The sequence below is a fragment of the Bradyrhizobium sp. LCT2 genome, from assembly GCF_009931255.1.
GTDB classification, from domain to species: Bacteria; Pseudomonadota; Alphaproteobacteria; order Rhizobiales; family Xanthobacteraceae; genus Bradyrhizobium; species Bradyrhizobium diazoefficiens.
In genome coordinates, this window is record NZ_CP034432.1 from 1,424,599 (window position 1) to 1,444,976 (window position 20,378).

The following is a 20,378-nucleotide window of genomic DNA, read 5'->3' on the forward strand; positions in this document are numbered from 1 at the left end:
ATTGTTCAAATACGGAGCTCCCATGCTGTGCGCACATGACCACGCTCAAAAGCCCAATGTCACGTTCCCCTCAACGCCCCGTCGGTTCGCCGCACCTACAGTTCGCGAAAAATACCTGATCGGCGCGCTCTTCGTTCTGGCCCTGGCGGCGCTGCTGGCGCCGACTCTGCCCCCCGGCGCGTGGCACATCCCGCATTTCGTCGACGCCCGCTCCTGGCTCGGCGTGCCCAACGCCGGCGACGTACTGAGCAATCTCGCCTTCCTCGCGATGGGCGTCTGGGGCTCGGAGCGGCTGCGCGCCCGCCATGATGCACCCGTGGGAGCAAGCTGGTTTTTTGTGGGACTGATCCTCACTTGCTTAGGCTCGGGCTTCTATCATCTGGACCCCGACATGCCGCAACGGCTCGTGGCTGATCGTCTCGGCATGGCGGTGGCGTTCGCAGGATTCCTGGGCATCGCGGCCAGCGAGCGCATCAGCGTGCGCGCGGGCGAGGCGGTGCTGGTGCTGATGATGGTTGCGGGCCTGCTCGCGGCCTGGGTGGCACGCGAGAACCTCACGCCATGGGTGGTCGTGCAGTTCGGCGGCATGGCGTTGGCCGTGGGACTGGCCCTGACACGGCCCCGGCCTGGTGCGCTTGGCGTGCCGCTCGGCGGCGTGATTTTCTTTTATGTGCTGGCCAAGCTTTTCGAGCTCGGCGACGAGGCCGTTTTCGAAGCGACAGGGCATATCGTCTCGGGCCACACACTCAAGCATCTGGCTGCTGCGCTGGCGGCGTGGCCGGTGATCCGGGCGTTGGCGCCTGTTGCTATTGGCTCCGCCCAGTCCCGTCATTGAGCAAACACGCCACCTGGTGCCCGTCGCCCGCATCTAATAGCGCCGGCCGCTCCGTCCTGCACCGGTCCATCGCGAACCGGCAGCGCGTGTGAAACGCGCAGCCGGATGGCGGATTGACCGGGCTCGGCACGTCGCCGTCGACCAGCGGCGCGAGCTTCTTCGCGAGCGGGTTGGCGATCGGCACCGAGGCGAGCAGGGCCTGCGTGTAGGGATGGCGGGGGTTCCTGAACAGCTCGTCCTTGGCGGCGATCTCGACGATGCGGCCGAGATACATCACCGCGACGCGGTGGCTGATATGGGCGACCACGGCGAGGTCGTGCGCGATGAAGAGATAGGAGAAGCCGTGCTGGCGTTGCAGGTCGATCAGCAGATTGATCACCTGCGCCTGGATCGAGACGTCGAGCGCGGAGACCGGCTCGTCGCAGACGATCAGGCGCGGCCCCAGCGCGAGCGCCCGTGCGATGCAGATGCGCTGGCGCTGGCCGCCGGAGAATTGATGCGGAAAGTTGCGCATCTGGTCGGGCCGCAGGCCGACCTGCTCGAACAGCCTTGCAGTCCGCGCTTCCAGCTCCTTGCCGCTCGCGAGCCCGTGCACGGCCAGCGGCTCTCCGACAATGTCGCCCGCGGTCATGCGCGGATTGAGCGAAGCAAAGGGGTCCTGGAACACGATCTGCATCGAGCGACGGTGCGGGCGCAGCGCCGCCTTGGAAAGATGCGTGATGTCCTCGCCCTCGAGACGGATCTGGCCCGAGGTCGGTTCGACCAGCCGCAGCACGCTGCGCGCCACCGTCGACTTGCCGCAGCCGGACTCGCCGACCAGCCCCAATGTTTCGCCGACACCAACCGTGAACGAGACGCCGTCCACCGCGTGCACGGTGCCGACCTGCCGGCGCAACACGCCGGCGCGCACCGGGTAGTGCTTCCTAAGGTCGGTGACCTCGAGCAGCGCTTCGGTCATGCGACCTCCGCGACGTCAGCCGCGCGCCAGCAGGCGGCGAGATGGCCGCCGCCCCAATCCTGCAATGGCGGGTACTCCTCGCAGCGCTTGATCGCGAGCTTGCAGCGCGGCGCGAAGGCGCAGCCCTGTGGCAGCCGCACCAGCGACGGCACGGTGCCGGGAATTTCGTTGAGCCGCGCCTGCGTCGCGGCGCCGGACGCCGGCACCGACGGAATCGAGGCCATCAGCCCGCGCGTATAAGGGTGTCTGGGATCGGCGAACAGCGCCTCGACGCTGGCTTCCTCGACCTTCCTGCCTGCATACATCACGATCACGCGCTGCGCGGTCTGCGCGACGACGCCGAGATCATGCGTGATGAGCACGAGCCCGGTGCCGAGCTCCTTCTGGAGGTCGAGGATCAGCGCCAGGATCTGCGCCTGGATGGTGACATCCAGCGCAGTGGTCGGCTCGTCCGCGATCAGCAGCGCCGGCCGGCAGGCCAGCGCCATCGCGATCATCGCGCGCTGACGCATGCCGCCCGACAACTGGTGCGGATATTCCCGCGCGCGCCGTGCCGGCTCTGGAATCCGTACCAGCCGCAGCATCTCGACTGCGATGTTCCGGGCTTCTTTGGCCGACGTCACCCGGTGCAGCCGCACGGCCTCGACGATCTGGTCGCCGATCCGCATGACGGGATTGAGCGACGTCATCGGCTCCTGGAAGATCATGGAGATGCGGTTGCCCCTGACGGCGCGCATCTCCGCTTCGTCCAGCGTCAACAAATCGGTGCCTTCGAGCGAGACCGACCCGCCGACGATGCGGCCGGGCGGATCGGGCACCAGCCGCATCAGCGACAGCGCGGTGACGCTCTTGCCGCAGCCGGACTCGCCGACGATCGCCAGCGTCTCGCCGCGCCTGACGGTGAAGGAAACATCATCGACGGCCTTGAAGAGACCGGAGTTCGTGAAGAACACCGTCTTCAGGTTCTTCACTTCGAGCACGAGATCGGATTTATCAGCCATCAGCCGCGCTGCCGGGGATCGAGGATGTCGCGCAGGGCGTCGCCGAACAGATTGGCGCCGAACACGGCGAGGCTGATCGCGATCCCCGGGAAGATCACCAGCCACGGCGCGGTGCGGGCATATTCGGCAGCGGATTCCGACAGCATGCGGCCCCAGGACGGATAAGGCTCGGGAATGCCGAGGCCGAGGAAGGAGAGCGAGGCTTCGGTCAGGATCGTCGAGCCGAGCTGGGCGGTCGCCAGCACGATCAGCGGCGCCAGCGTGTTCGGCAGCACGTGGCGGAGCGCGATGCGCACCTCGCTCATGCCGATCGACTTGGCAGCTTCGATAAAGGGCAGCTCGCGCAGCGCCAGCGTGTTGGCGCGGACGACACGCGACACGGTCGGGATCAGCGGAATGGCAATGGCGATGATGACGTTCGGCAAGGACGGACCGAGTGCGGCGGTCATGATCAACGCCAGGACCAGCAATGGAAGCGCCTGGAGGACGTCGGAGACACGCTGGAACACCAGATCGACCCAGCCGGAGAGATAACCGGACGTCAGCCCGACGATCACGCCGATCGTGCCGCCGAGCGCGGTCGAGCCGATGCCGACGGCAAGCGAGATGCGCGAGCCATGAATGATGCGGCTGAAGACGTCGCGGCCGAAGGAGTCCGTTCCCATCCAGTGCGCCAGGCTCGGGCGAGCCAGCGCACGGGCGGCATCGATCGTCAGGGGGTCATAGCGTGCAATGAAATCGGCAAAGATTGCGGTCAGCACGAACGCCGTCATGATGACGAGCCCCGCAGCGCCGAGCACATGCCGCTGCGCCAGAAACAGCACGCGCCGCCAGCCCCCGGTCGCATGCATGCCGGCGCGTCTGAGTTCGAGATCATAGTCGATCGTGGCCAATCGGCTCTCCTAGTCCGTGTACCGGATACGCGGGTCGAACACCGCATACAGCATGTCGACGATGAAATTCGCGCTGACCACCACCACGGCGATCAACATCACGAGGTTCTGCACGATCGGATAATCGCGCCAGCGGATCGCCTCGACCAGGAAGCGTGCGACACCGGGGATGTTGAACACGGTCTCGGTGACGATCAGGCCGCCGATCAGGAACGCGGCCTCGATCCCGATCACGGTGATAACGGGCAGGATCGCGTTCTTCAGCGCATGCTGGTAGTTCACCGCGGCGTCGGACGCGCCCTTGGCGCGCGCGGTGCGGATGTAATCCTGCCGCAGCACCTCCAGCATCGAGGAGCGGGTGATGCGCATGGTCAGCGCCGAACTGCGGAATCCGACCACCATCGCCGGGATGCAATAGGTTGCGACCGCCTCCCCAAAACTCTGGGGGTTCGGATTGAACAGCGGCATCTGGCCGAACATCGCCACCGACGCCGTGAGGACCAGCAGCCCCAGCCAGAATGACGGCAGCGACAGGCCGGAAAGACTGACGACACGCAGCGCGTAGTCGAGCCGCGTTCCCTGCTTCACCGCGCTGATGACGCCCAAGGGAATCCCGATCGACGCCGAAAACAGCAGTGCCAGGCCGGCAAGCCGCGCCGTGATCGGGATCCGCGGCAGGATCTCCTGAAGCGCCGGCTTCTCGGAGACATAGGAGTAGCCGAAATCGCCGCGCAGGAAGCCGCTGATCCAGTGCCAATATTGCACCACCAGCGGCTGGTCGATGCCGAGCTCCTTCTCCAGATTGGCCTTGTCGGCGGGATCGACATAGCCGGCCGCGGCGAACAGGATGTCGACGATGTTGCCGGGCACGATGCGCAGCAGGAAGAAGATGACGACCGAGATCCCGAACAGGGTCACGAGCATCAGGAACAGGCGCCGCACCAGATAGGCAAACATCCCGCGCCCTCCCGTCGAACCGTTAGCGCGCTACTTGTCCATCCAAACGTCTTCGTACCGGTATCCATTATAGGAGCTGTTCGACATGACGGTCACGCCCTTGACATAGGGCTGCCAGCAACTGCCGGTGCGCGCGTGGAAGATGATCGGGCGCGCGACGTCCTCCTGCAACTTCTTGTCGATGTCCCACACCAGCTTCTTGCGTTTGGCGATATCGGTCTCCTGCGACTGCACGTCGAACAGCTTCTCGATCTCCTTGTTGCAGTAGTTGGTGTAATTGCGTTCGGAACCGCAGGAATAATTCTCGTAGAACGACTGGTCGGGATCGTCGACCGCGTTGCCGGTCAGGTTGAGCCCGAGCATGTAGTCCTTGCGCGCGATTTTCGGAAACCAGTTCGCGGTCTCGACCACGTCGAGCTCGCCGTCGATATAGATGCTCTTGAGCTGGTCGATCAGGATCACCGCGGGATCGCGGTAGACCGGAATGTTGCGGGTGGAGATCTTGACGGCGAGGTGCTTGTCCGGGCCGTAGCCGGCCTTCTGCATCAGCTTCTTGGCTTCCTCGCGGTTGGCGTTCACATCGGGGCCATAGCCCGGAATGGTCTCGAGCATCTCCTTCGGCATGCCCCACAGGCCGTTCGGCTGCGGCAGCATGGTGCCGCCGACATCGCCCTGGCCCTCGAACATGATCGAGATGAAGGCCTTGCGGTCGAGCGCCAGCGCCATGGCGCGGCGGATGTCGATGTTGTCGAACGGCGGCGAGGAGGAGTTGACGATGATGTTTGTCGCGACATTGTTGGGCTCGACCACGCAGACCGCGTTCGGCGCCTGGGATTTCACGTCCTTGAGCAGCGGAATGCTCACCTCCGTCGGGAAGGTCATGTCGAACTTGCCGGCGACGAAGGCGAGGATGGCGGTCGAGCGGTTCGGAATGATGGTGAGCTCGATGCCGTCGAGATAGGGCCGGCCCTCGCGCCAATAGTCGGGATTGCGGGTCAGCTTGATCGATTCATTGGCCTTGAACTCGACGAACTTGAACGGGCCGGTGCCGATCGGGTGCGTACGCATGTCGCCGGGCGAGACATGGCAGGGATAGACCGGCGTATAGCCCGAGGCGAGCAGCGCCAGCAGCGAAGGCTGCGGCCGCTTCAGGTTGAAGGAGACCTCGAGATCGCCGTTGGTCGAGATGTCGTTGACCTGGTCGTACCAGGTCTTGCGCGGGTTCTGCCGGAACTTCTGCTGCGATTTGCCCATCAGCATGTCGAAGGTGCATTTGACGTCCGCAGAGGTGAACGGCTTGCCGTCGTGCCATTTGACGCCCGGGCGCAGCTTGAAGGTCAGTGTCTTGTTGTCGTTCACCCAGGCCCAGCTCTCCGCGAGCTCGGGGACGATGGTGTCCATGCTGTTCTGCGCCACGTCCTGCTTGTAGATGACGAGGTTGTTGAACACAGGCATGAAGGGAACGTTGAGCGAGTAGGTCGCGCCTTCATGGATCGAGGCATTGCCGGGGCTGTCGCGGTGATACATCCGCAGGATTCCGCCCTGCTTGGGCCCGCCGGCCAATGCGATGGTCGAAAACGCCAGCAAAGATAGCGCCGCCGTCGCGGCAAGCGCCCGCACGCTCCGCATCCTCGTCCTCCTTGGACAACAGCCTTTTGCGGCCTGTTGAAGCGACGATAGCGACGCGCGCGTAGCGAGGCAACCGGCAAGGGTGGCGGCGCTCTCGACAATTCGGATGACGGAAGGCCGCAGGTCTCACTCTTTCACAATGAAAGAGTTCCCCCGGCGTCGTCCTGGCGAAAGCCAGGACCCATTACCCCAGGGAGGTGTTTGGCGAAGATCGTCGTCCGGTATTGCGACCTACAACAATCGCGAGATCACGCGGTATGGGTCCTGGCCTTCGCCAGGACGACACTGAATGTGTGGCGCAGGATTGCCCAAAACCGCTCACACAATCCGCGACGACTTGTTCCCCCAGTACCGGTCGCGCAGCAGCCGCTTGTACAGCTTCCCCGTCGGCAGCCGCGGCAATTCCTTCTCGAAATCGACCGAGCGCGGCACCTTCTGCCGCGACAGCGATTGGCCGCAGAAGGCGATCAGCTCCTCGGCAAGCGCCTCGCCCGGCACCACGCCCGGCATCGGCTGCACCACCGCCTTCACCTCTTCGCCGAGATCGGGATTGGGCACGCCGAACACGGCGGCGTCCGCAACCTTCGGGTGCGTGATCAGCAGATTTTCGCATTCCTGCGGATAGATGTTCACGCCGCCCGAGATGATCATGAAGGTCGCGCGGTCGGTGAGGTAGAGGAAGCGATCGGCATCGACATAGCCGACGTCGCCGACCGTGCTCATGCTGCCGTCGGCCGAGCGCGCCTCTTTCGTCTTCTCCGGATCGTTGAAATATTCGAACGGCGATGCGGTCTTGAACCACACCTGGCCCGGCGTGCCGGTCGGGCATTCCCGCATGTTCTCATCGAGAATGTGGAGGTCGCCCAGCAGCACCTTGCCGACGGTGCCGCGATGGCTAAGCCACTCTTCACTGTTGCAGGCGGTGAAGCCGAGGCCTTCGGTCGCGCCGTAATATTCGTGGATGATCGGCCCCCACCATTTGATGATGTCGTCCTTGACGAGGGCCGGGCAGGGCGCCGCAGCATGGATCGCGATCTCGAGCGAAGACAGGTCGTAGCGCTTTCGCACCTCTTCCGGCAGCTTCAGCATGCGCGAGAACATCGTCGGCACCAGCTGGGTGTGCGTGATGCCCCATTGCTCGACGAGCTGGAGGTAACGCTCGGGATCGAACGTCTCCATGATGATGACGGTGCCGCCCATGCGGATCGTGAGGTTCACGGCGGCTTGCGGCGCGGAGTGATAGAGCGGCGCCGGCGACAGATAGACCATGCCCTCGCGGTAGTGCCAGAGCTTCGTCAGGAAATCGAACAGCGGCAGATTGTGTTTCGGCGGCTCCTCCGGCAGCGGCCGCAGGATGCCCTTCGGCCGCCCTGTCGTGCCGGATGAATAGAGCATCGCGGTGCCGAGCCACTCATCCGCAATCGGGGTCTTCGGCAGACCGGCGGTCACTTCGGCAAGGCCGACGATGCGGTCACTCTCGCCGGGACCGTCGGCGACGATACAGAGCCTGATGTCGGGGCAGGCCTGGATCGCCTCACGCGCGATGTCGAGCTTCGCCACGGAGGTGATCAGGATTTTGGACTGGCTGTTGACCAGGAGATAGGCGAGCTCGCCGGGCGTGAGGAAGGAGTTGATGCAGGTGTAGTACAGCCCGGACCGCTCACCGGCGCCGCAGGCCTCGAGATAGCGCGAATTGTTCTCCATGAAGATCGAATAGTGATCGAGCCGCTTCAAACCGTGCTTGCGGAACAGGTGCGCCAGGCGGTTGCTGCGCGCCTCGAGCTCACGATAGGTGACGGTCTCGCCGGTCGCCGCCATGATGAAAGCGGGCTGGAGCGGGCGCAGGCGGGCATGGAGACCAGTGTACATCGATCCTCCGGCTTGAGGTTATGCGGCGAGAAGCAGGATTTCGCGCAACTGCGCGGGGCCGTCGATCTTGCGCGGGTTGCGCGGCACCCAGGGCGTGCGCATCGCCTGCTCGGCGATGGCGTCGAAATGCTCGGGCGACACGTGCACCTCCGCGAGGCTCCGCGGCATGCCGAGTGAGCGGATGAAGGCGTCCAGCACGTCGGCGGCGTTGTGGCCGGGAAAGCCCATGGCGGCGGCCACGATCATCTGGCGCTCGGCATTGTCGCGCGCATTCCAGCGCATCACCGCCGGCAGCATGATGCAGGAGGTGTAGCCGTGCGGCACGTCGAAGGCCGCACCCAGCACGTAGCCGATGCCATGGCTCGCCCCCATCGGCACGCCGGCCGCAAGCGCGCCCATCGACAGCCAGGTGCCGATCTGCGCATCCATCCGTGCGTCGAGGTCGGCGGGATCGGCCTTCACCCGCGGCAGCGCGTCGGCGAGCATGGCGAGGCCCTTGACCGATTGCGCGTCGGCATAAGGGTGCGTCTCGCGTGAGCAGATCGCCTCGACGCAATGGTCCACCGCGCGGATGCCGGTGGACAGGAACAGCCATTCCGGCGTGTGCACGGTGATGGCGGGATCGAGGATGGTCGCGCGCGGCACCGTGAGCGGATGCCGCAGCATCTGCTTCACATGCGTGCTGCGGTCGGTCACGCCCGCGATCGCGCTGAACTCGCCGCCGGCAATGGTCGTCGGCACGCTGATCTGCCGTACGGTCGGCGCGTTCATCTCCGGCGCGACGCCCTTGTGCACGCGGATGCGCTCGATGCCGTCGACATCGTCGATGCCGTTGGCAAGGCAGAGCTGCACCGCCTTGGCGCCGTCGGTGATCGAGCCGCCGCCAACCGTGACGATCAGGTCGGCGCCCACCTCGCGGGCCGCATTGGCGGCGGCGATCACCGCCTCGCGCGGCGTGTGCGCCGGCATGGCGTCGAACATGCCCGCACAGCGTGCGCCGAGCGCCTGTCTGATCTTCTCGATTTCGTCGGTCTGCCGGTTCAGCGTGCCGGAGACCATCAGGAAGGCACGGCGCGTCCCCAGCCGGTCCATCTGCGCGACGATGGCGCCTGCCGCAGGATGGCCGAAGACGACCTCCTCGATCGCGCCGTAAACGACACGTCCCTGGTGCACGTCTGTCCTCCCGGACAATTCGTCTTGTTCTTGTAGAGGTAATCTAGCCGAGCCTGCCCCGCCCGTCATGCGCGAAGACGCTGGCTACTCTTCTCCCTCTCCCCGCCTGCGGGGAGAGGGTTGGGGTGAGGGGGGCTCTCCGCAAGGGAGGTGACAGTTGGACTCGCGGAGACTCCCCCTCACCCGGATCGCAACTTGCGATGCGATTCGGCCTCTCCCCGCAAGCTGGGAGAGGCGAAGGAGCGCCATCTCCCTCCCTGTCAACCCGTCATCAGGCTAGGTCCTCTCGCCGAGCGTTGCGCGAGCCATCGTCTTGAAGATTTCATTATGGCAGCCCATCTTGTGTCCCCCGCGGGTAGGCGAGTACCCTGCGTTTTCTGCGGCTTTTATGCGAGGACCTGGGATGAGCGGACCGGATGGAAGCGAGCAACTTGTCAAAACGCACGATTTCGTTCGGCCGCGGCCTTACGCCATCGCCGGCCTTCTCGCCGCGGCGTTTGCACTCACCGGTTGCGGACAGCCGACCTCGCAGGCCGCGGCCCCGCCACCTCCGCCGGTGACGGTCGCCCAGCCGGTCAAGCGCACCGTCACCGATTGGGACGAATTCACCGGCCGCTTCGAGGCCGTGGAGGAGGTGCAGGTGCGCCCCCGTGTCGGCGGCTTCGTCAACTCCGTCGAATTCCAGGACGGCGCCATCGTGCACCAGGGCGATCTGCTCTACGTCATCGACCCGCGTCCGTTCGAGGCGGTGGCGGAGCAGGCGGACGGTCAGCTCTCCGATGCGCGCGCCAAGGTGGAGCTTGCCAAGCGCGAGCTCGATCGCGGCCTCAACCTGGTGCAGACCAGCGCCGTCTCCGAGCAGGTCGTCGATCAGCGCCGCCAGGCCTTGCAGGCCGCGCACGCGGCGGAAGTGCAGGCCGAAGGCGCGCTCAAGGCCGCCAAGCTCAACATCGAATTCACCCATGTGACCGCGCCCCTCACGGGCCGCGTCAGCCGCCATCTCGTCAGCCCCGGCAATCTCGTGCAGGGCAGCGATACCGGCACTTCGACGCTGCTCACCTCGATCGTCGCGCTGGATCCGATCTACGTCTATTTCGACATGGATGAGACGACGTTCATCAAATACAGCAAGCTCTGGTTCGAAGGTAAGCGCCCGAGCTCGCGCGATACGGCGAACCCGGTGCAGGTGACGCTGGCCGGCGAGACCAAGCCCTCGCATGAGGGCACCATCAACTTCCTCGACAACCGCCTCGATGTCTCCACCGGGACCCTGCGCAGCCGCGCCGTGATCAAGAACACCAATCTGTCGATCCTGCCCGGCCAGTTCGGCCGCGTCCGCCTGATCGGCAGCGCGCCCTACGAGGCGCTGCTGATCCCGGATGTCGCCGTTGCGACCGACCAGTCCCGCAAGATCGTGTTCGTGGTCAAGCCTGATGACACCGTCGAAGCGCGTCCCGTGGTGCTTGGGCCGATCGACGAAGGCCTGCGCGTGATCCGCGAAGGGTTGAAGGCTGACGACCGCGTCATCGTCAACGGCATCCAGCGCGCCCGCGTCGGCGCCAAGGTCGCTCCGTCTCCCGCGCCCGCGCCGGCCGGCGGCAAGCCCGGTGACAAGTCATGAACCTTGGCCGCCTCTCCATCAACCAGCCCATCCTGGCGATGGTGCTGTCGATCGTGCTGCTGATCGTCGGCGCGCTCGCCTATACGACGCTGCCGGTCTCCGAATATCCGCAAGTCGTGCCGCCGACCGTCGTCGTCACCACGCAATATCCCGGCGCCTCCGCGCAGACCGTGTCCGACACGGTCGCCGCTCCGATCGAGCAGCAGATCAACGGCGTCGAGGACATGCTGTATCTCTACAGCCAGGCGACCTCGAACGGGCAATTGACGATCACCGTCACCTTCAAGCTCGGCACCGACCTCGACAAGGCACAGGTGCTGGTGCAGAACCGCGTCGCGATCGCGCAGCCGCAACTGCCGGACGAGGTGCAGCGCAACGGCGTCGTCACCCGCAAGAACTCGCCCGACATCCTGATGGTCGTGTTCATGCTGTCGCCCGACGACAGCTTCGACCAGCTCTACATCTCCAACTACGCGCTGCTCCAGGTCCGCGACCAGCTGCTTCGCATCGACGGCGTCGGCGACATCCAGATCTTCGGCGCGCGCGATTATTCGATGCGGCTGTGGCTCGATCCCGACCGGATCGCCAATCTCGGCCTGACCTCGACCGAGGTGCTGGCGGCGATCCGTGCCCAGAACGTGCAGATCGCGGGCGGACAGATTGCCGAGCCGCCGATCGCCGATCGCGCCTTCCAGCCGAACCTCACCTTCACCGGACGCCTGAAGGACCAGAAGCAGTTCGAGGACATCCTGATCAAGGCCGGCTCCGACGGCCGCACGGTGCGGCTGCGCGACGTCGCCCGGATCGAGCTCGGGGCGCTGGCGTATTCCACCAACAGCTTCCTGTTGCGCAAGTCGGCGGTCGCGATGCTGGTGACGCAGCGGCCGGGATCGAACGCGCTCGCGACGGCCAAACACATCTCCGACACGATGACGAAGCTCAAGGAGAGTTTTCCGAAAGGCCTCGACTACAATATCGGCTACAACCCGACCGAATTCATCGCGCAGTCCGTCCATGAGCTGATCAAGACCATCTACGAGGCCATGCTGCTCGTGGTAATCGTGGTGCTGGTGTTCTTGCAGGGCTGGCGGCCCGCGATCATTCCGATCATCGCGATCCCGGTTTCGCTGGTCGGTACCTTTGCGGTGATGGCGGCGCTCGGCTTCTCCATCAACAATCTCACGCTATTCGGTCTCGTGCTCGCGGTCGGCATCGTGGTCGATGACGCCATCGTGGTGGTGGAGAATGTGGAGCGCCATCTTGAGCACGGCCTGAGCCGGCGCGATGCCGCGCTCAAGACCATGGAAGAGGTCGGCGGCGCGCTGGTCTCGATCGCGCTGGTACTGTGCGCGGTGTTCGTGCCGACCGCATTTCTGGGCGGCATTTCCGGGCAGTTCTTCCAGCAATTCGCCGTCACCATTGCGGTTGCGACCGCGATCTCCTGCTTCTGCTCGCTGACGCTGTCACCGGCGCTGGCCTCGCAGATCCTGACGCCGCACGAGGAGAAGCGGCCGCCGGCGAGCTGGAACGTCGTCGCGCGCGGCTGGAATGCCTTCACCGGCGTCTTCAACCGCACGTTCGACCGTCTCGCGCATGGCTATGCCGGCCTTGCCAATTTCGTGATCCGGCACTCGGTGGTGATGCTGCTAATCTATGTCGTGCTAATCGGCAGCGCAGGCTGGCTGATCGGGACGACGTCGCAGGGCTTCATCCCGGCGCAGGACCGCGGCTACGTCATTATCTCAGTGCAGTTGCCGGGTGCGGCATCGCTGGCGCGGACCACCGAGATTGTCCGAGAGATCGAGCGGATCTCGCTGGACACGCCAGGCATTATCCGCGTGGCGGCCTTCGCCGGCTTCTCGGGCGCGACACGAACGCAGGCCGGCAATGCGGCGGCGCTCTTCCCTGTGTTCGATGAGCCCGAGGTGCGGCTGAAGAAGGGTCTGACCGCGAATGCCATCACGGCCGAGCTGCGCAAGCGCCTCGCCGCGATCCAGGGCGCCTTCATCATCGTGATTCCGCCACCCGCCGTGCCCGGCATCGGCACGGGCGGCGGCTTCACCATCCGCATCCAGGACCGCCAGGGCCGAGGGCCCGAGCTGCTGGCATCCGCGACCGACGAGCTCGTCGCCGCCGCCCGCAAATCGCCCTCGCTGCTCGCTCCGACGGTGTTCTCGCCGTTCTCAGCCAACACGCCGCAGCTCTTCGTCGACATCGACCGCACCAAGGCGCAGAAGCTCGGTGTACCCATCGCCAACATCAACGACACGATCCAGACCTATTTCGGATCGACCTATGTCAACGACTTCAACCTGTTCGGCCGCACCTACCACGTCACCGCGCAGGCCGATTTCCCGTTCCGCAAAGAGCCGAGCGATCTCGCGCGGCTGCGCACGCGCAACGCCTCCGGCGACATGGTGATGCTCGGCAGCGTGGTCGACTTCAAGGATGTCTCGGGGCCCGACCGCGTCGCGCGCTACAATCTTTACGCGGCGTCCGAGCTCCAGGGCGAGCCGGCGCCTGGGACGAGCTCGACCACCGCGCTCAACGCCATCAAGAAGCTCGCCGACGACACCCTGCCGAGCGGCTTCACCTTCGAGTGGACGGATCTCTCTTACCAGCAGGTCACCGGCGGCAACGCGGGCCTGCTGGTATTCCCGATCTGCGTGCTGTTCGTCTATCTCGTGCTCGCCGCGCAATATGGCAGCTGGACCCTGCCGTTCGCGGTGATCCTGATCGTGCCGATGTGCCTGCTAGCGGCCACCATCGGCGTCCGCATCATGGGGCAGGACGTCAACATCCTCACCCAGATCGGCTTCGTCGTGCTGGTGGGACTGGCGGCGAAGAACGCGATCCTCATCGTCGAGTTCGCGCGCGACATCGAGAACGAAGGCAAGCCGCGGTTGGAGGCCGTGATCGACGCCTGCCGCCTGCGTCTGCGGCCGATCCTGATGACCTCCTTCGCCTTCATTCTCGGCGTGCTGCCGCTGGTGGTCTCGACGGGCTCCGGTTCGGAAATGCGCCAGGCCGTCGGCGTCGCCGTCTTCTTCGGCATGCTCGGCGTCACCCTGTTCGGGCTTCTGTTCACGCCGATCTTCTATGTGGTGGTGCGCAATCTGGCTGAGGGGAAGAACGACGGGAAGCCGAAGGTCGCAATGTGATGTTTCTCCAGCGTCGTCCTGGCGAAAGCCAGGACCCATTACCCCAGGGAGAAGTTGCGGCGCGAGCAGGTTGCGACCACCGGTCTTCGCCAAATTGCTCCCTGGGGTATTGGGTCCTGGATCTACGCTCCGCTTCGCTGCGCTTGTCCAGGACGACGGTCTTTTGTGGTGCCGCCCTTCATACTAACGACCAACACGCAATGGATGGGCATTCCCGGGGTTCTTCACTAGTATCCGCGCGATTTCAAAACAGAACACTGCTGGGAGCCAACACATGAAATCAGCCCTTTTGGCCGCCGTCGCAACCTCGGCCCTGCTGCTGGCAGCACCGGCCTCCGCGCAAGGCGTCAAGATCGGCATCCTCAACGACCAGTCCGGCGTCTATGCAGACTACGGCGGCAAATGGTCGGTCGAAGCGGCCAGGATGGCGATCGAAGATTTTGGCGGCGAGGTGCTCGGTCAGAAGATCGAGCTCGTCACCGCCGACCACCAGAACAAGCCGGATCTGGCGAGCTCGATCGCGCGGCGCTGGTACGATGTCGAGAACGTCGACATGATCACGGAGCTGACGACCTCCTCGGTCGCGCTCGCGATCCACGAGCTCTCCAAGGAAAAGAAAAAGATCGACATCGTCGTGGGCGCCGCGACCTCGCGCCTCACCGGCGATGCCTGCCAGCCCTACGGCTTCCACTGGGCCTATGACACCCGCGCGCTCGGCGTCGGCACCGGCGGCGCGCTGACCAAGGCCGGCGGCGACACCTGGTTCTTCCTCACCGCGGACTACGCCTTCGGCTACGCGCTGGAGAAGGACACCAGCGAGATCGTCACCGCCAATGGCGGCAAGGTGGTCGGCTCGGTGCGCGTGCCGCTCAATTCCTCGGACTTCTCTTCCTTCCTGCTGCAGGCGCAGAGCTCCAAGGCCAAGATCGTGGGCCTCGCCAATGCCGGCCTCGACACCACCAACTCGATCAAGCAGGCGTCCGAGTTCGGCATCGTCTCCGGCGGCCAGAAGCTCGCCGGCCTCCTGATGACGCTCGCCGAAGTGAACGGCCTCGGCCTGCAGGCCGCGCAAGGCCTGGTGCTGACCGAGGGCTATTACTGGGATCTCAACGACAAGACCCGCAATCTCGGCGAACGTTTCCTCAAGCGCACCGGGCGGATGCCGAGCATGATCCATGCCGGCACCTATTCGGCGACGCTGAGCTATCTGAAAGCGGTCAAGGCCGCCGGCACCAAGGATCCGGAAGCCGTCGCCAAGAAGCTGAAGGAGCTGCCGGTCGACGACGACTTCGCGCAGGGCGGCAAGGTTCTCGAGAACGGCCGCATGGTCCACGACATGTATCTGTTCGAGGTCAAGAAGCCCTCGGAGTCGAAGAAGCCCTGGGACTACTACAAGCTGCTCGCCACCGTCCCCGGCGACAAGGCGTTCTTCACCGCCAAGGACAGCGGCTGCCCGCTGACGAAGTAGGGGCGAGGACCGCGCTACAATCTCCGAGTCGTCCCGGCGCAGGCCGGGACCCATAACCCCAGGGAGAAGTGTGGCGCGAGATTCCCACTACGAGTCTTCGCAAAACCACTCCCTGTGGGTATGGGTCCCGGATCTGCGCTCCGCTTCGCTGCGCTTGTCCGGGACGACGGCGGAATGGCCGCAGCCCCCGCCTCACACCAGCCGCGACACCGCCGCCCCGATCGCCCCTACCCATAGCGCAATGGCTGCGATGGCCTGGATCAAGAAGCCCGGGCCGCGCTTTGCGGCGGCCTGCGAATAACCGATGAAATAGACGATGCGGCCGACGATCCAGAGCGCGCCGATCCCGGCTGCGAGGGCGTCGCTGATGTAGATCGCGAACAGCCAGAGCGACGGCAGGAAGATAGGCATCCATTCCAGCGTGTTGACCTGGATGCGGAAGGCGCGCTCGAAGTCCGGGTGTCCTGAGGTCGCCGGCACCTTGATGCCCGTCCTCGCTCGCGCGCGCGAGACGTTGATGGTGGCGAAGAAATAAAACGCAATCGCCAGCAGCGTGACGAGGGCGGTGAGGTGATACATCGCTCGCTTCCTTGAAGAGGTCGCGCTTCAATACCCGGTCAGCTCGAGATAGCCAACACCGTCATGCGTGCCGGCAAAGCTGATCGGCCCTTCCCAATAGGAGAAGCCGGTCCCCATCCAGGCCCTTGGATTGAGCGGCTTGCAGGAAATCGAGAACGAGCGCGAGGGAATGGCGATTTGCCACTCCACCGGCAGCTTGCGCCCCGCGACCTCGGCGGTCGCTCCCGGCGTCATCTGAATGTCGCTGCCCGAGATCATCTGCGTGCTGCCGGTGGCGGTGATCCAGTTGCCGAACGGATAGTCCTTGCCATCCTTCTGCCGCAGCCGGTACAGCATCAGCTTGTCGCCGGATGCAAGATGCAGCGACAGCCAGTCCCAGCCGGTCTGGTCGGCGTCGAGCGGCTGGCTGCTCCACTCGCGGTCCATCCAGGCCTGCCCCGACACATCGACCGGCTTGTCGTCGACGGTGAGCGTGCCGCGCGCGCGGTAGAACGGCTGGCTGTAATAGTAGGAGGCCTGGCCGCGCTCCGACTTGCGGCTGAAGCCGCCGTCACCCTGCAACACCACCGCACGATCGGCCTCCAACGTGAGCGCATAGCTGAAGTTCGTGCCGGAGGCCTTCAGCGTCAGGGGCGCCAAAGTGCGATCGTCGGTGCGCTCAAGACCCTTCATCTCCCAATCGTCGATCCACGCCGCGAAGGGCTTCACTTCGACGCCGGCCTGTCCGATCCCGCCGCGCGAAAACAGCTCGCTGAAGCGATGGGTGTCGGCACGCGTCACCGCGGCATGCGCCATCCAGATTTGCTGATTGGCCCAGCCTTCGCCTTGCGGTCCCGGCTGCGCCGCCTGACGGAACAGCGTCCATTGCAGGCCGCAAGCCGCGCCGCTGCTGTCGACGAGGTTCGCCGTGAGATACCACCACTCGATGCGAAATTCCGGATGCGGCCCGTGATCGGCGGGGAAGGCGAACGTCTTTCCCGGCGTGACCTTCGCAAAGCCGTCGGCCGTCTCGCCGAGCCCGGCATAGCCTTGCGCGCCGGCGCGGCGCGCAAGAGCGAGCGCGGCTATGCCGCCGGCAAATGCGCGCCGCGAGATCTTGTCAGCGCTCATTGGCAAACACCTTGACGAGGTTCGCCGGCTGCATCCGCGCCAGCCGTGCGACCGGCAGCAGCGCGGCGAGCAGCGAGGCGACCAGCGCGACCGCGACCAGCTCGACGAGTTGCAGCGGGAACACATGGAACGGCAGCCGCCAGCCGAACGCCTTCACATTCACGATCGCAATCAGGCACCACGCCACCAGCAGCCCGAGCGGCACGGCCAGCAGCGAGGTGAACAGCGCCACCGACAGCGTCTTGGTCAATTCGATCGCGGCGAGGCGCGGCCGCGTGATGCCGATCGCCCACAGCGGTGCGAGCTGCGGCAGGCGGGAGTTGGCCAGCGTCAAAAGACTGGTCAGCAGCGCGATGCCGGCGACACCGAGCGTGAAAGCGTTCAGCGCCGATGTCACCGCAAAGGTGCGGTTGAAGATGCGGATCGATTCCGCCTTCACCGTCGCCTGGTCGGCGACGCTGCGGTCGTCGAGTGCAAACCGCTTCTGCAAGGCCGCGATCAAGTCCGGAATCTTGTCCCGCGCGACGATGAGGCCGATCCGCGTCTGTGGCGTCTGCGGAAACTGACGGATCAGCGCCGCGACATTCACGGCCAGCTGTCCCTTGGGATTGCCGTAATCGGCATAGATGCCGACGATGTCGAGCTCCCAGGTCCCGCCCGGCGCCGGCACCTCGACGACGTCGCCGACGCGGACGTTGAGGCGGCGGCTCAATTGCTCGCTGATGAAGGCGGCATTGCCCGGCACCAGCTGGGTCCAGGCGCGTGGCGCAGTCTCCAGCAGCGGCCAGCGCTCGCGATAGAGTGCGTGATCGGGCAGGCCGAACAGCTCCACCGGCTGGCCCTGGACTTGCGTCTCGGCGCGGCCGCCCGACAGGATCGCCTGGACTTCGCTGCGCTCCTTCAGCCAGTTCCGGATCGCGACGCCGTGCGCATTGTCGGAAGCGCTGATGTAGACGTCGGCCGCGAGCCGCCCGTTGAGCCAGCCGACGAAAGTGCGGCTGAAGGTTTCCACCATGGTGGAGACGCCGACATTGACGGCGAGCGCGAGCAGCAGCGCCATCAGTGCCAGCGACAGCCCGGAGAGCTGCTGCCGGCTGTCCGCCCAGAACCACAGCGCGAGCGGTCCTCGCGCTGCGCGCTGGCCTATGAGCAGGATGATGTCGAGGAAGGCCGGCAGGATCAGTGCCGCGCCCAGCATCAGCGCCGCCAGCACGCCGAAGCCTGCGATCAGCGATTCGCCATAGTGAAGCAGCAGCAGCGCAACCGCGAACACCATGCACGCCGCAATGCTTTGCAGGATCAGCCAGCGGCGCTGCCTCTGCTGCCAGGCGTAAGGCTGCGCGGTCGCCAGCACCGGCATCCTGATCGCCTTGATCAGGCTGGTCGCCGCCGCAACGAGCGTGCCGGCAACGCTGATGCCGATGCCGGCGAGCCACCATTCAGGCCGCAACGTCAGTTGCCCCGGGATCTGCGCGCCATAGAGCCCGCGCAACGACGCCGCGACATCGGGCAGGAGTGCAGCCGCGATGAAATAGCCGCAGACGAGCCCGATCAGTCCGGCGACCAGCGCCAGCGCCACCAGCTCGATCACCAGCACCGTGTTGACGAGGCGAGCCGAGGCGCCGCAGGCCCGCAACGTGCGCAGCATCGGCAGTCGCTGCTCGAAGGCAAGACCCACGGCCGAATTGACGATGAACAGGCCGACGAAGAACGACAACAGGCCGAAGGCGGTGAGGTTGAGATGGAAACTGTCGGTGAGACGCTCCAGCTCCGTCTCCGCATTCGGCTCGACCCGTTGCAGCCGGTCGCCGACGACGCTCGCCAGCGGCGCAGGCTTGCCCTTCGGCTTGCCGATCAGCAACCGCGAGATTTGGTCCGGCTTGTTCAGGAGCGTCTGTGCCACGCCGATATCGACCACCAGCACGTCGGGCACGAGCTGCGGCTGCACGTGCAGCGGCGGCAGTGTTGCGCCGCTGCTGATCGGCGGCGCCGCGCCTTCCTGCTCCTGCAAGTCGGCCAGCGTCTCCTTCGCCACCAGCGTCCGGCCGGGCGGCGCGACGAAGCTCGTCAGGTCCGCGGCACCAAGGCGCGGCGCGTTGCCGACATCCACCGGCAGCGTCACCGGCTCGATGCCGAGCAGCCGCACCGAGCGCCCGTTGATCTGGACGCGGCCCTCCAGCACCGGCGAGACCGGCCAGCCTGCGCGGCGGAGCCTGACGAACAGATCTTGCGGAAAGGTCGCCGCATTGGGTGCGACCAGCATCGGCGTCCGCACGCCGCCGAACGTCGCCGCGGCGCGGTCATAGGCATTGCGGGCCTGCTGGTTGATCGCCTGCACGCCGCTCCACAGCGCAGTCGCGGCGATCAGCCCGATCAGAAGTGTCGCGAACTGCATCCTGTGCCGCCGCCAATGGCTCAGGAGCACCGCGAGGACCCACAGCGCGCGCCTCATGCGATTCGCCCCGCATGCAAAGTGAGGTGGCGGTCGAGCGTGCCGGCCAGATGCAGGCTGTGCGTCACCATCAGGAATCCGCAGCCGGTGCGCGTGACGAGGTCGCGCGTCAGCGCCAGCACGTCCTCGGCGGTCGCTTCATCCAGATTTCCGGTCGGCTCGTCCGCGAGCAGCAGCGAGGGTCTTGTCGCCAGCGCCCGGCCGATCGCGACCCGCTGCTGCTGGCCGCCGGACAATTGCTCGGGATAGCGCTTCAGGAGGGCGCCGAGCCCGAGCCGTTCGACCAGTTCACTGGACCAGGCCGCGTCGTGCCGGCCGGCGATCCGCGCCTGGAAGGCCAGATTGTCGGCAACCGACAGGCTCGGGATCAGGTTGTACTGCTGGAACACGAGGCCGATCCGGTCGCGCCGCAGGCTGGCGCGCCCCGCGTCGGACAGCTTGGTGACCTCGGTGTCTTCCAACCGGATCGAGCCGCCATCGGCGGCATCGAGCCCCGCGATCAGGTGCAGCAGCGTGCTCTTGCCGCTGCCGGATTCGCCGGTCAGCGCGACGCGTTCGCCGGCCCTGAGGTCAAGGTCGACGCCGCGCAGCACGTGGACCGGTTCGGCGGCCGAGGAGAACGTCTTGGAGAGATTTCGGATGCTCAGCACGATGAATGGCGCCGGACGGAAT

General features: G+C 65.6%; 15 protein-coding genes. 4 read left to right on the plus strand and 11 right to left on the minus strand.

Going from position 1 to position 20,378, the window contains the following annotated elements; all coding sequences use genetic code 11:
• Window positions 1-22: 22 nt before the first annotated feature.
• Window positions 23-835 (plus strand): hypothetical protein, encoded by an 813-nt coding sequence (locus EI171_RS07360; protein ID WP_161532954.1) that lies wholly within the window; start codon window positions 23-25, stop codon window positions 833-835.
• On the opposite strand, the gene EI171_RS07365 is transcribed toward EI171_RS07360, so the two are convergent.
• The 7 genes from EI171_RS07365 to EI171_RS07395 all read right to left on the minus strand — a co-directional run bounded on the left by EI171_RS07365 (window position 807) and on the right by EI171_RS07395 (window position 9,315).
• The gene (locus EI171_RS07365) at window positions 807-1,793 is read right to left on the minus strand and encodes an ABC transporter ATP-binding protein (RefSeq protein WP_161532955.1); all 987 of its coding nucleotides are present in this window, start codon (window positions 1,791-1,793) and stop codon (window positions 807-809) included. The two genes, EI171_RS07360 and EI171_RS07365, sit on opposite strands and share 29 nt — an antisense overlap.
• Window positions 1,790-2,794, minus strand: a complete 1,005-nt coding sequence (locus EI171_RS07370; protein ID WP_161532956.1) for an ABC transporter ATP-binding protein — start codon at window positions 2,792-2,794, stop codon at window positions 1,790-1,792. The genes EI171_RS07365 and EI171_RS07370 overlap by 4 nt, the downstream gene beginning before the upstream one ends.
• Window positions 2,794-3,687, minus strand: a complete 894-nt coding sequence (locus tag EI171_RS07375; RefSeq protein WP_028172662.1) for an ABC transporter permease — start codon at window positions 3,685-3,687, stop codon at window positions 2,794-2,796. Before EI171_RS07375 ends, EI171_RS07370 begins: the two co-directional genes overlap by 1 nt.
• A gap of 9 nt (window positions 3,688-3,696) precedes the next feature.
• Window positions 3,697-4,644 carry an ABC transporter permease gene (locus EI171_RS07380; RefSeq protein WP_011083812.1) on the minus strand — a complete coding sequence of 316 codons (948 nt, stop codon included), beginning with the start codon at window positions 4,642-4,644 and terminating at the stop codon, window positions 3,697-3,699.
• A 30-nt stretch (window positions 4,645-4,674) separates the two neighbouring features.
• Window positions 4,675-6,273: an ABC transporter substrate-binding protein gene (locus tag EI171_RS07385; RefSeq protein ID WP_028172663.1), complete on the minus strand. Its 1,599-nt coding sequence runs from the start codon at window positions 6,271-6,273 to the stop codon at window positions 4,675-4,677.
• Between the two features lie 318 nt (window positions 6,274-6,591).
• A complete protein-coding gene (locus EI171_RS07390; protein ID WP_161532957.1) occupies window positions 6,592-8,142 on the minus strand; it encodes an AMP-binding protein in 1,551 nt (516 codons plus the stop codon).
• Window positions 8,143-8,160: 18 nt separating this feature from the next.
• The gene (locus EI171_RS07395) at window positions 8,161-9,315 is read right to left on the minus strand and encodes an iron-containing alcohol dehydrogenase (RefSeq protein WP_161532958.1); all 1,155 of its coding nucleotides are present in this window, start codon (window positions 9,313-9,315) and stop codon (window positions 8,161-8,163) included.
• A gap of 403 nt (window positions 9,316-9,718) precedes the next feature.
• Here EI171_RS07395 and EI171_RS07400 point away from each other — a divergent pair, with 403 nt between their 5' ends.
• The 3 genes from EI171_RS07400 to EI171_RS07410 all read left to right on the plus strand — a co-directional run bounded on the left by EI171_RS07400 (window position 9,719) and on the right by EI171_RS07410 (window position 15,565).
• Window positions 9,719-10,936, plus strand: coding sequence for an efflux RND transporter periplasmic adaptor subunit (locus EI171_RS07400; protein ID WP_161532959.1), 1,218 nt, complete (start codon window positions 9,719-9,721; stop codon window positions 10,934-10,936).
• A complete protein-coding gene (locus tag EI171_RS07405) occupies window positions 10,933-14,097 on the plus strand; it encodes an efflux RND transporter permease subunit (protein WP_011083817.1) in 3,165 nt (1,054 codons plus the stop codon). Before EI171_RS07400 ends, EI171_RS07405 begins: the two co-directional genes overlap by 4 nt.
• A gap of 274 nt (window positions 14,098-14,371) precedes the next feature.
• Window positions 14,372-15,565, plus strand: coding sequence for an ABC transporter substrate-binding protein (locus EI171_RS07410; RefSeq protein ID WP_161532960.1), 1,194 nt, complete (start codon window positions 14,372-14,374; stop codon window positions 15,563-15,565).
• Window positions 15,566-15,757: 192 nt separating this feature from the next.
• Here the strand turns inward: EI171_RS07410 and EI171_RS07415 are convergent, their stop codons facing one another.
• Genes EI171_RS07415 through EI171_RS07430 form a run of 4 tightly spaced genes read right to left on the minus strand, consistent with a single transcriptional unit; the run spans window position 15,758 to window position 20,356 of the window.
• Complete coding sequence (locus EI171_RS07415; protein ID WP_011083819.1) at window positions 15,758-16,144, minus strand: MAPEG family protein; 387 nt, start codon at window positions 16,142-16,144, stop codon at window positions 15,758-15,760.
• Between the two features lie 27 nt (window positions 16,145-16,171).
• Window positions 16,172-17,254: a lipocalin-like domain-containing protein gene (locus EI171_RS07420; protein WP_161532961.1), complete on the minus strand. Its 1,083-nt coding sequence runs from the start codon at window positions 17,252-17,254 to the stop codon at window positions 16,172-16,174.
• Complete coding sequence (locus EI171_RS07425) at window positions 17,244-19,706, minus strand: FtsX-like permease family protein (protein ID WP_161532962.1); 2,463 nt, start codon at window positions 19,704-19,706, stop codon at window positions 17,244-17,246. The genes EI171_RS07420 and EI171_RS07425 overlap by 11 nt, the downstream gene beginning before the upstream one ends.
• Window positions 19,703-20,356, minus strand: coding sequence for an ABC transporter ATP-binding protein (locus EI171_RS07430; protein ID WP_161532963.1), 654 nt, complete (start codon window positions 20,354-20,356; stop codon window positions 19,703-19,705). The genes EI171_RS07425 and EI171_RS07430 overlap by 4 nt, the downstream gene beginning before the upstream one ends.
• Window positions 20,357-20,378: the final 22 nt, after the last annotated feature.

Bases quoted from the DNA above. Each gene is read 5' to 3' on its own strand.
- EI171_RS07370 (WP_161532956.1), bottom strand. From the start codon at position 2,794: ATGGCTGATAAATCCGATCTCGTGCTCGAAGTGAAGAACCTGAAGACG.
- EI171_RS07360 (WP_161532954.1), top strand. From the start codon at position 23: ATGCTGTGCGCACATGACCACGCTCAAAAGCCCAATGTCACGTTCCCC.
- EI171_RS07385 (WP_028172663.1), bottom strand. From the start codon at position 6,273: ATGCGGAGCGTGCGGGCGCTTGCCGCGACGGCGGCGCTATCTTTGCTG.
- EI171_RS07380 (WP_011083812.1), bottom strand. From the start codon at position 4,644: ATGTTTGCCTATCTGGTGCGGCGCCTGTTCCTGATGCTCGTGACCCTG.
- EI171_RS07400 (WP_161532959.1), top strand. From the start codon at position 9,719: ATGAGCGGACCGGATGGAAGCGAGCAACTTGTCAAAACGCACGATTTC.
- EI171_RS07415 (WP_011083819.1), bottom strand. From the start codon at position 16,144: ATGTATCACCTCACCGCCCTCGTCACGCTGCTGGCGATTGCGTTTTAT.
- EI171_RS07390 (WP_161532957.1), bottom strand. From the start codon at position 8,142: ATGTACACTGGTCTCCATGCCCGCCTGCGCCCGCTCCAGCCCGCTTTC.
- EI171_RS07365 (WP_161532955.1), bottom strand. From the start codon at position 1,793: ATGACCGAAGCGCTGCTCGAGGTCACCGACCTTAGGAAGCACTACCCG.
- EI171_RS07410 (WP_161532960.1), top strand. From the start codon at position 14,372: ATGAAATCAGCCCTTTTGGCCGCCGTCGCAACCTCGGCCCTGCTGCTG.
- EI171_RS07425 (WP_161532962.1), bottom strand. From the start codon at position 19,706: ATGAGGCGCGCGCTGTGGGTCCTCGCGGTGCTCCTGAGCCATTGGCGG.
- EI171_RS07420 (WP_161532961.1), bottom strand. From the start codon at position 17,254: ATGAGCGCTGACAAGATCTCGCGGCGCGCATTTGCCGGCGGCATAGCC.
- EI171_RS07405 (WP_011083817.1), top strand. From the start codon at position 10,933: ATGAACCTTGGCCGCCTCTCCATCAACCAGCCCATCCTGGCGATGGTG.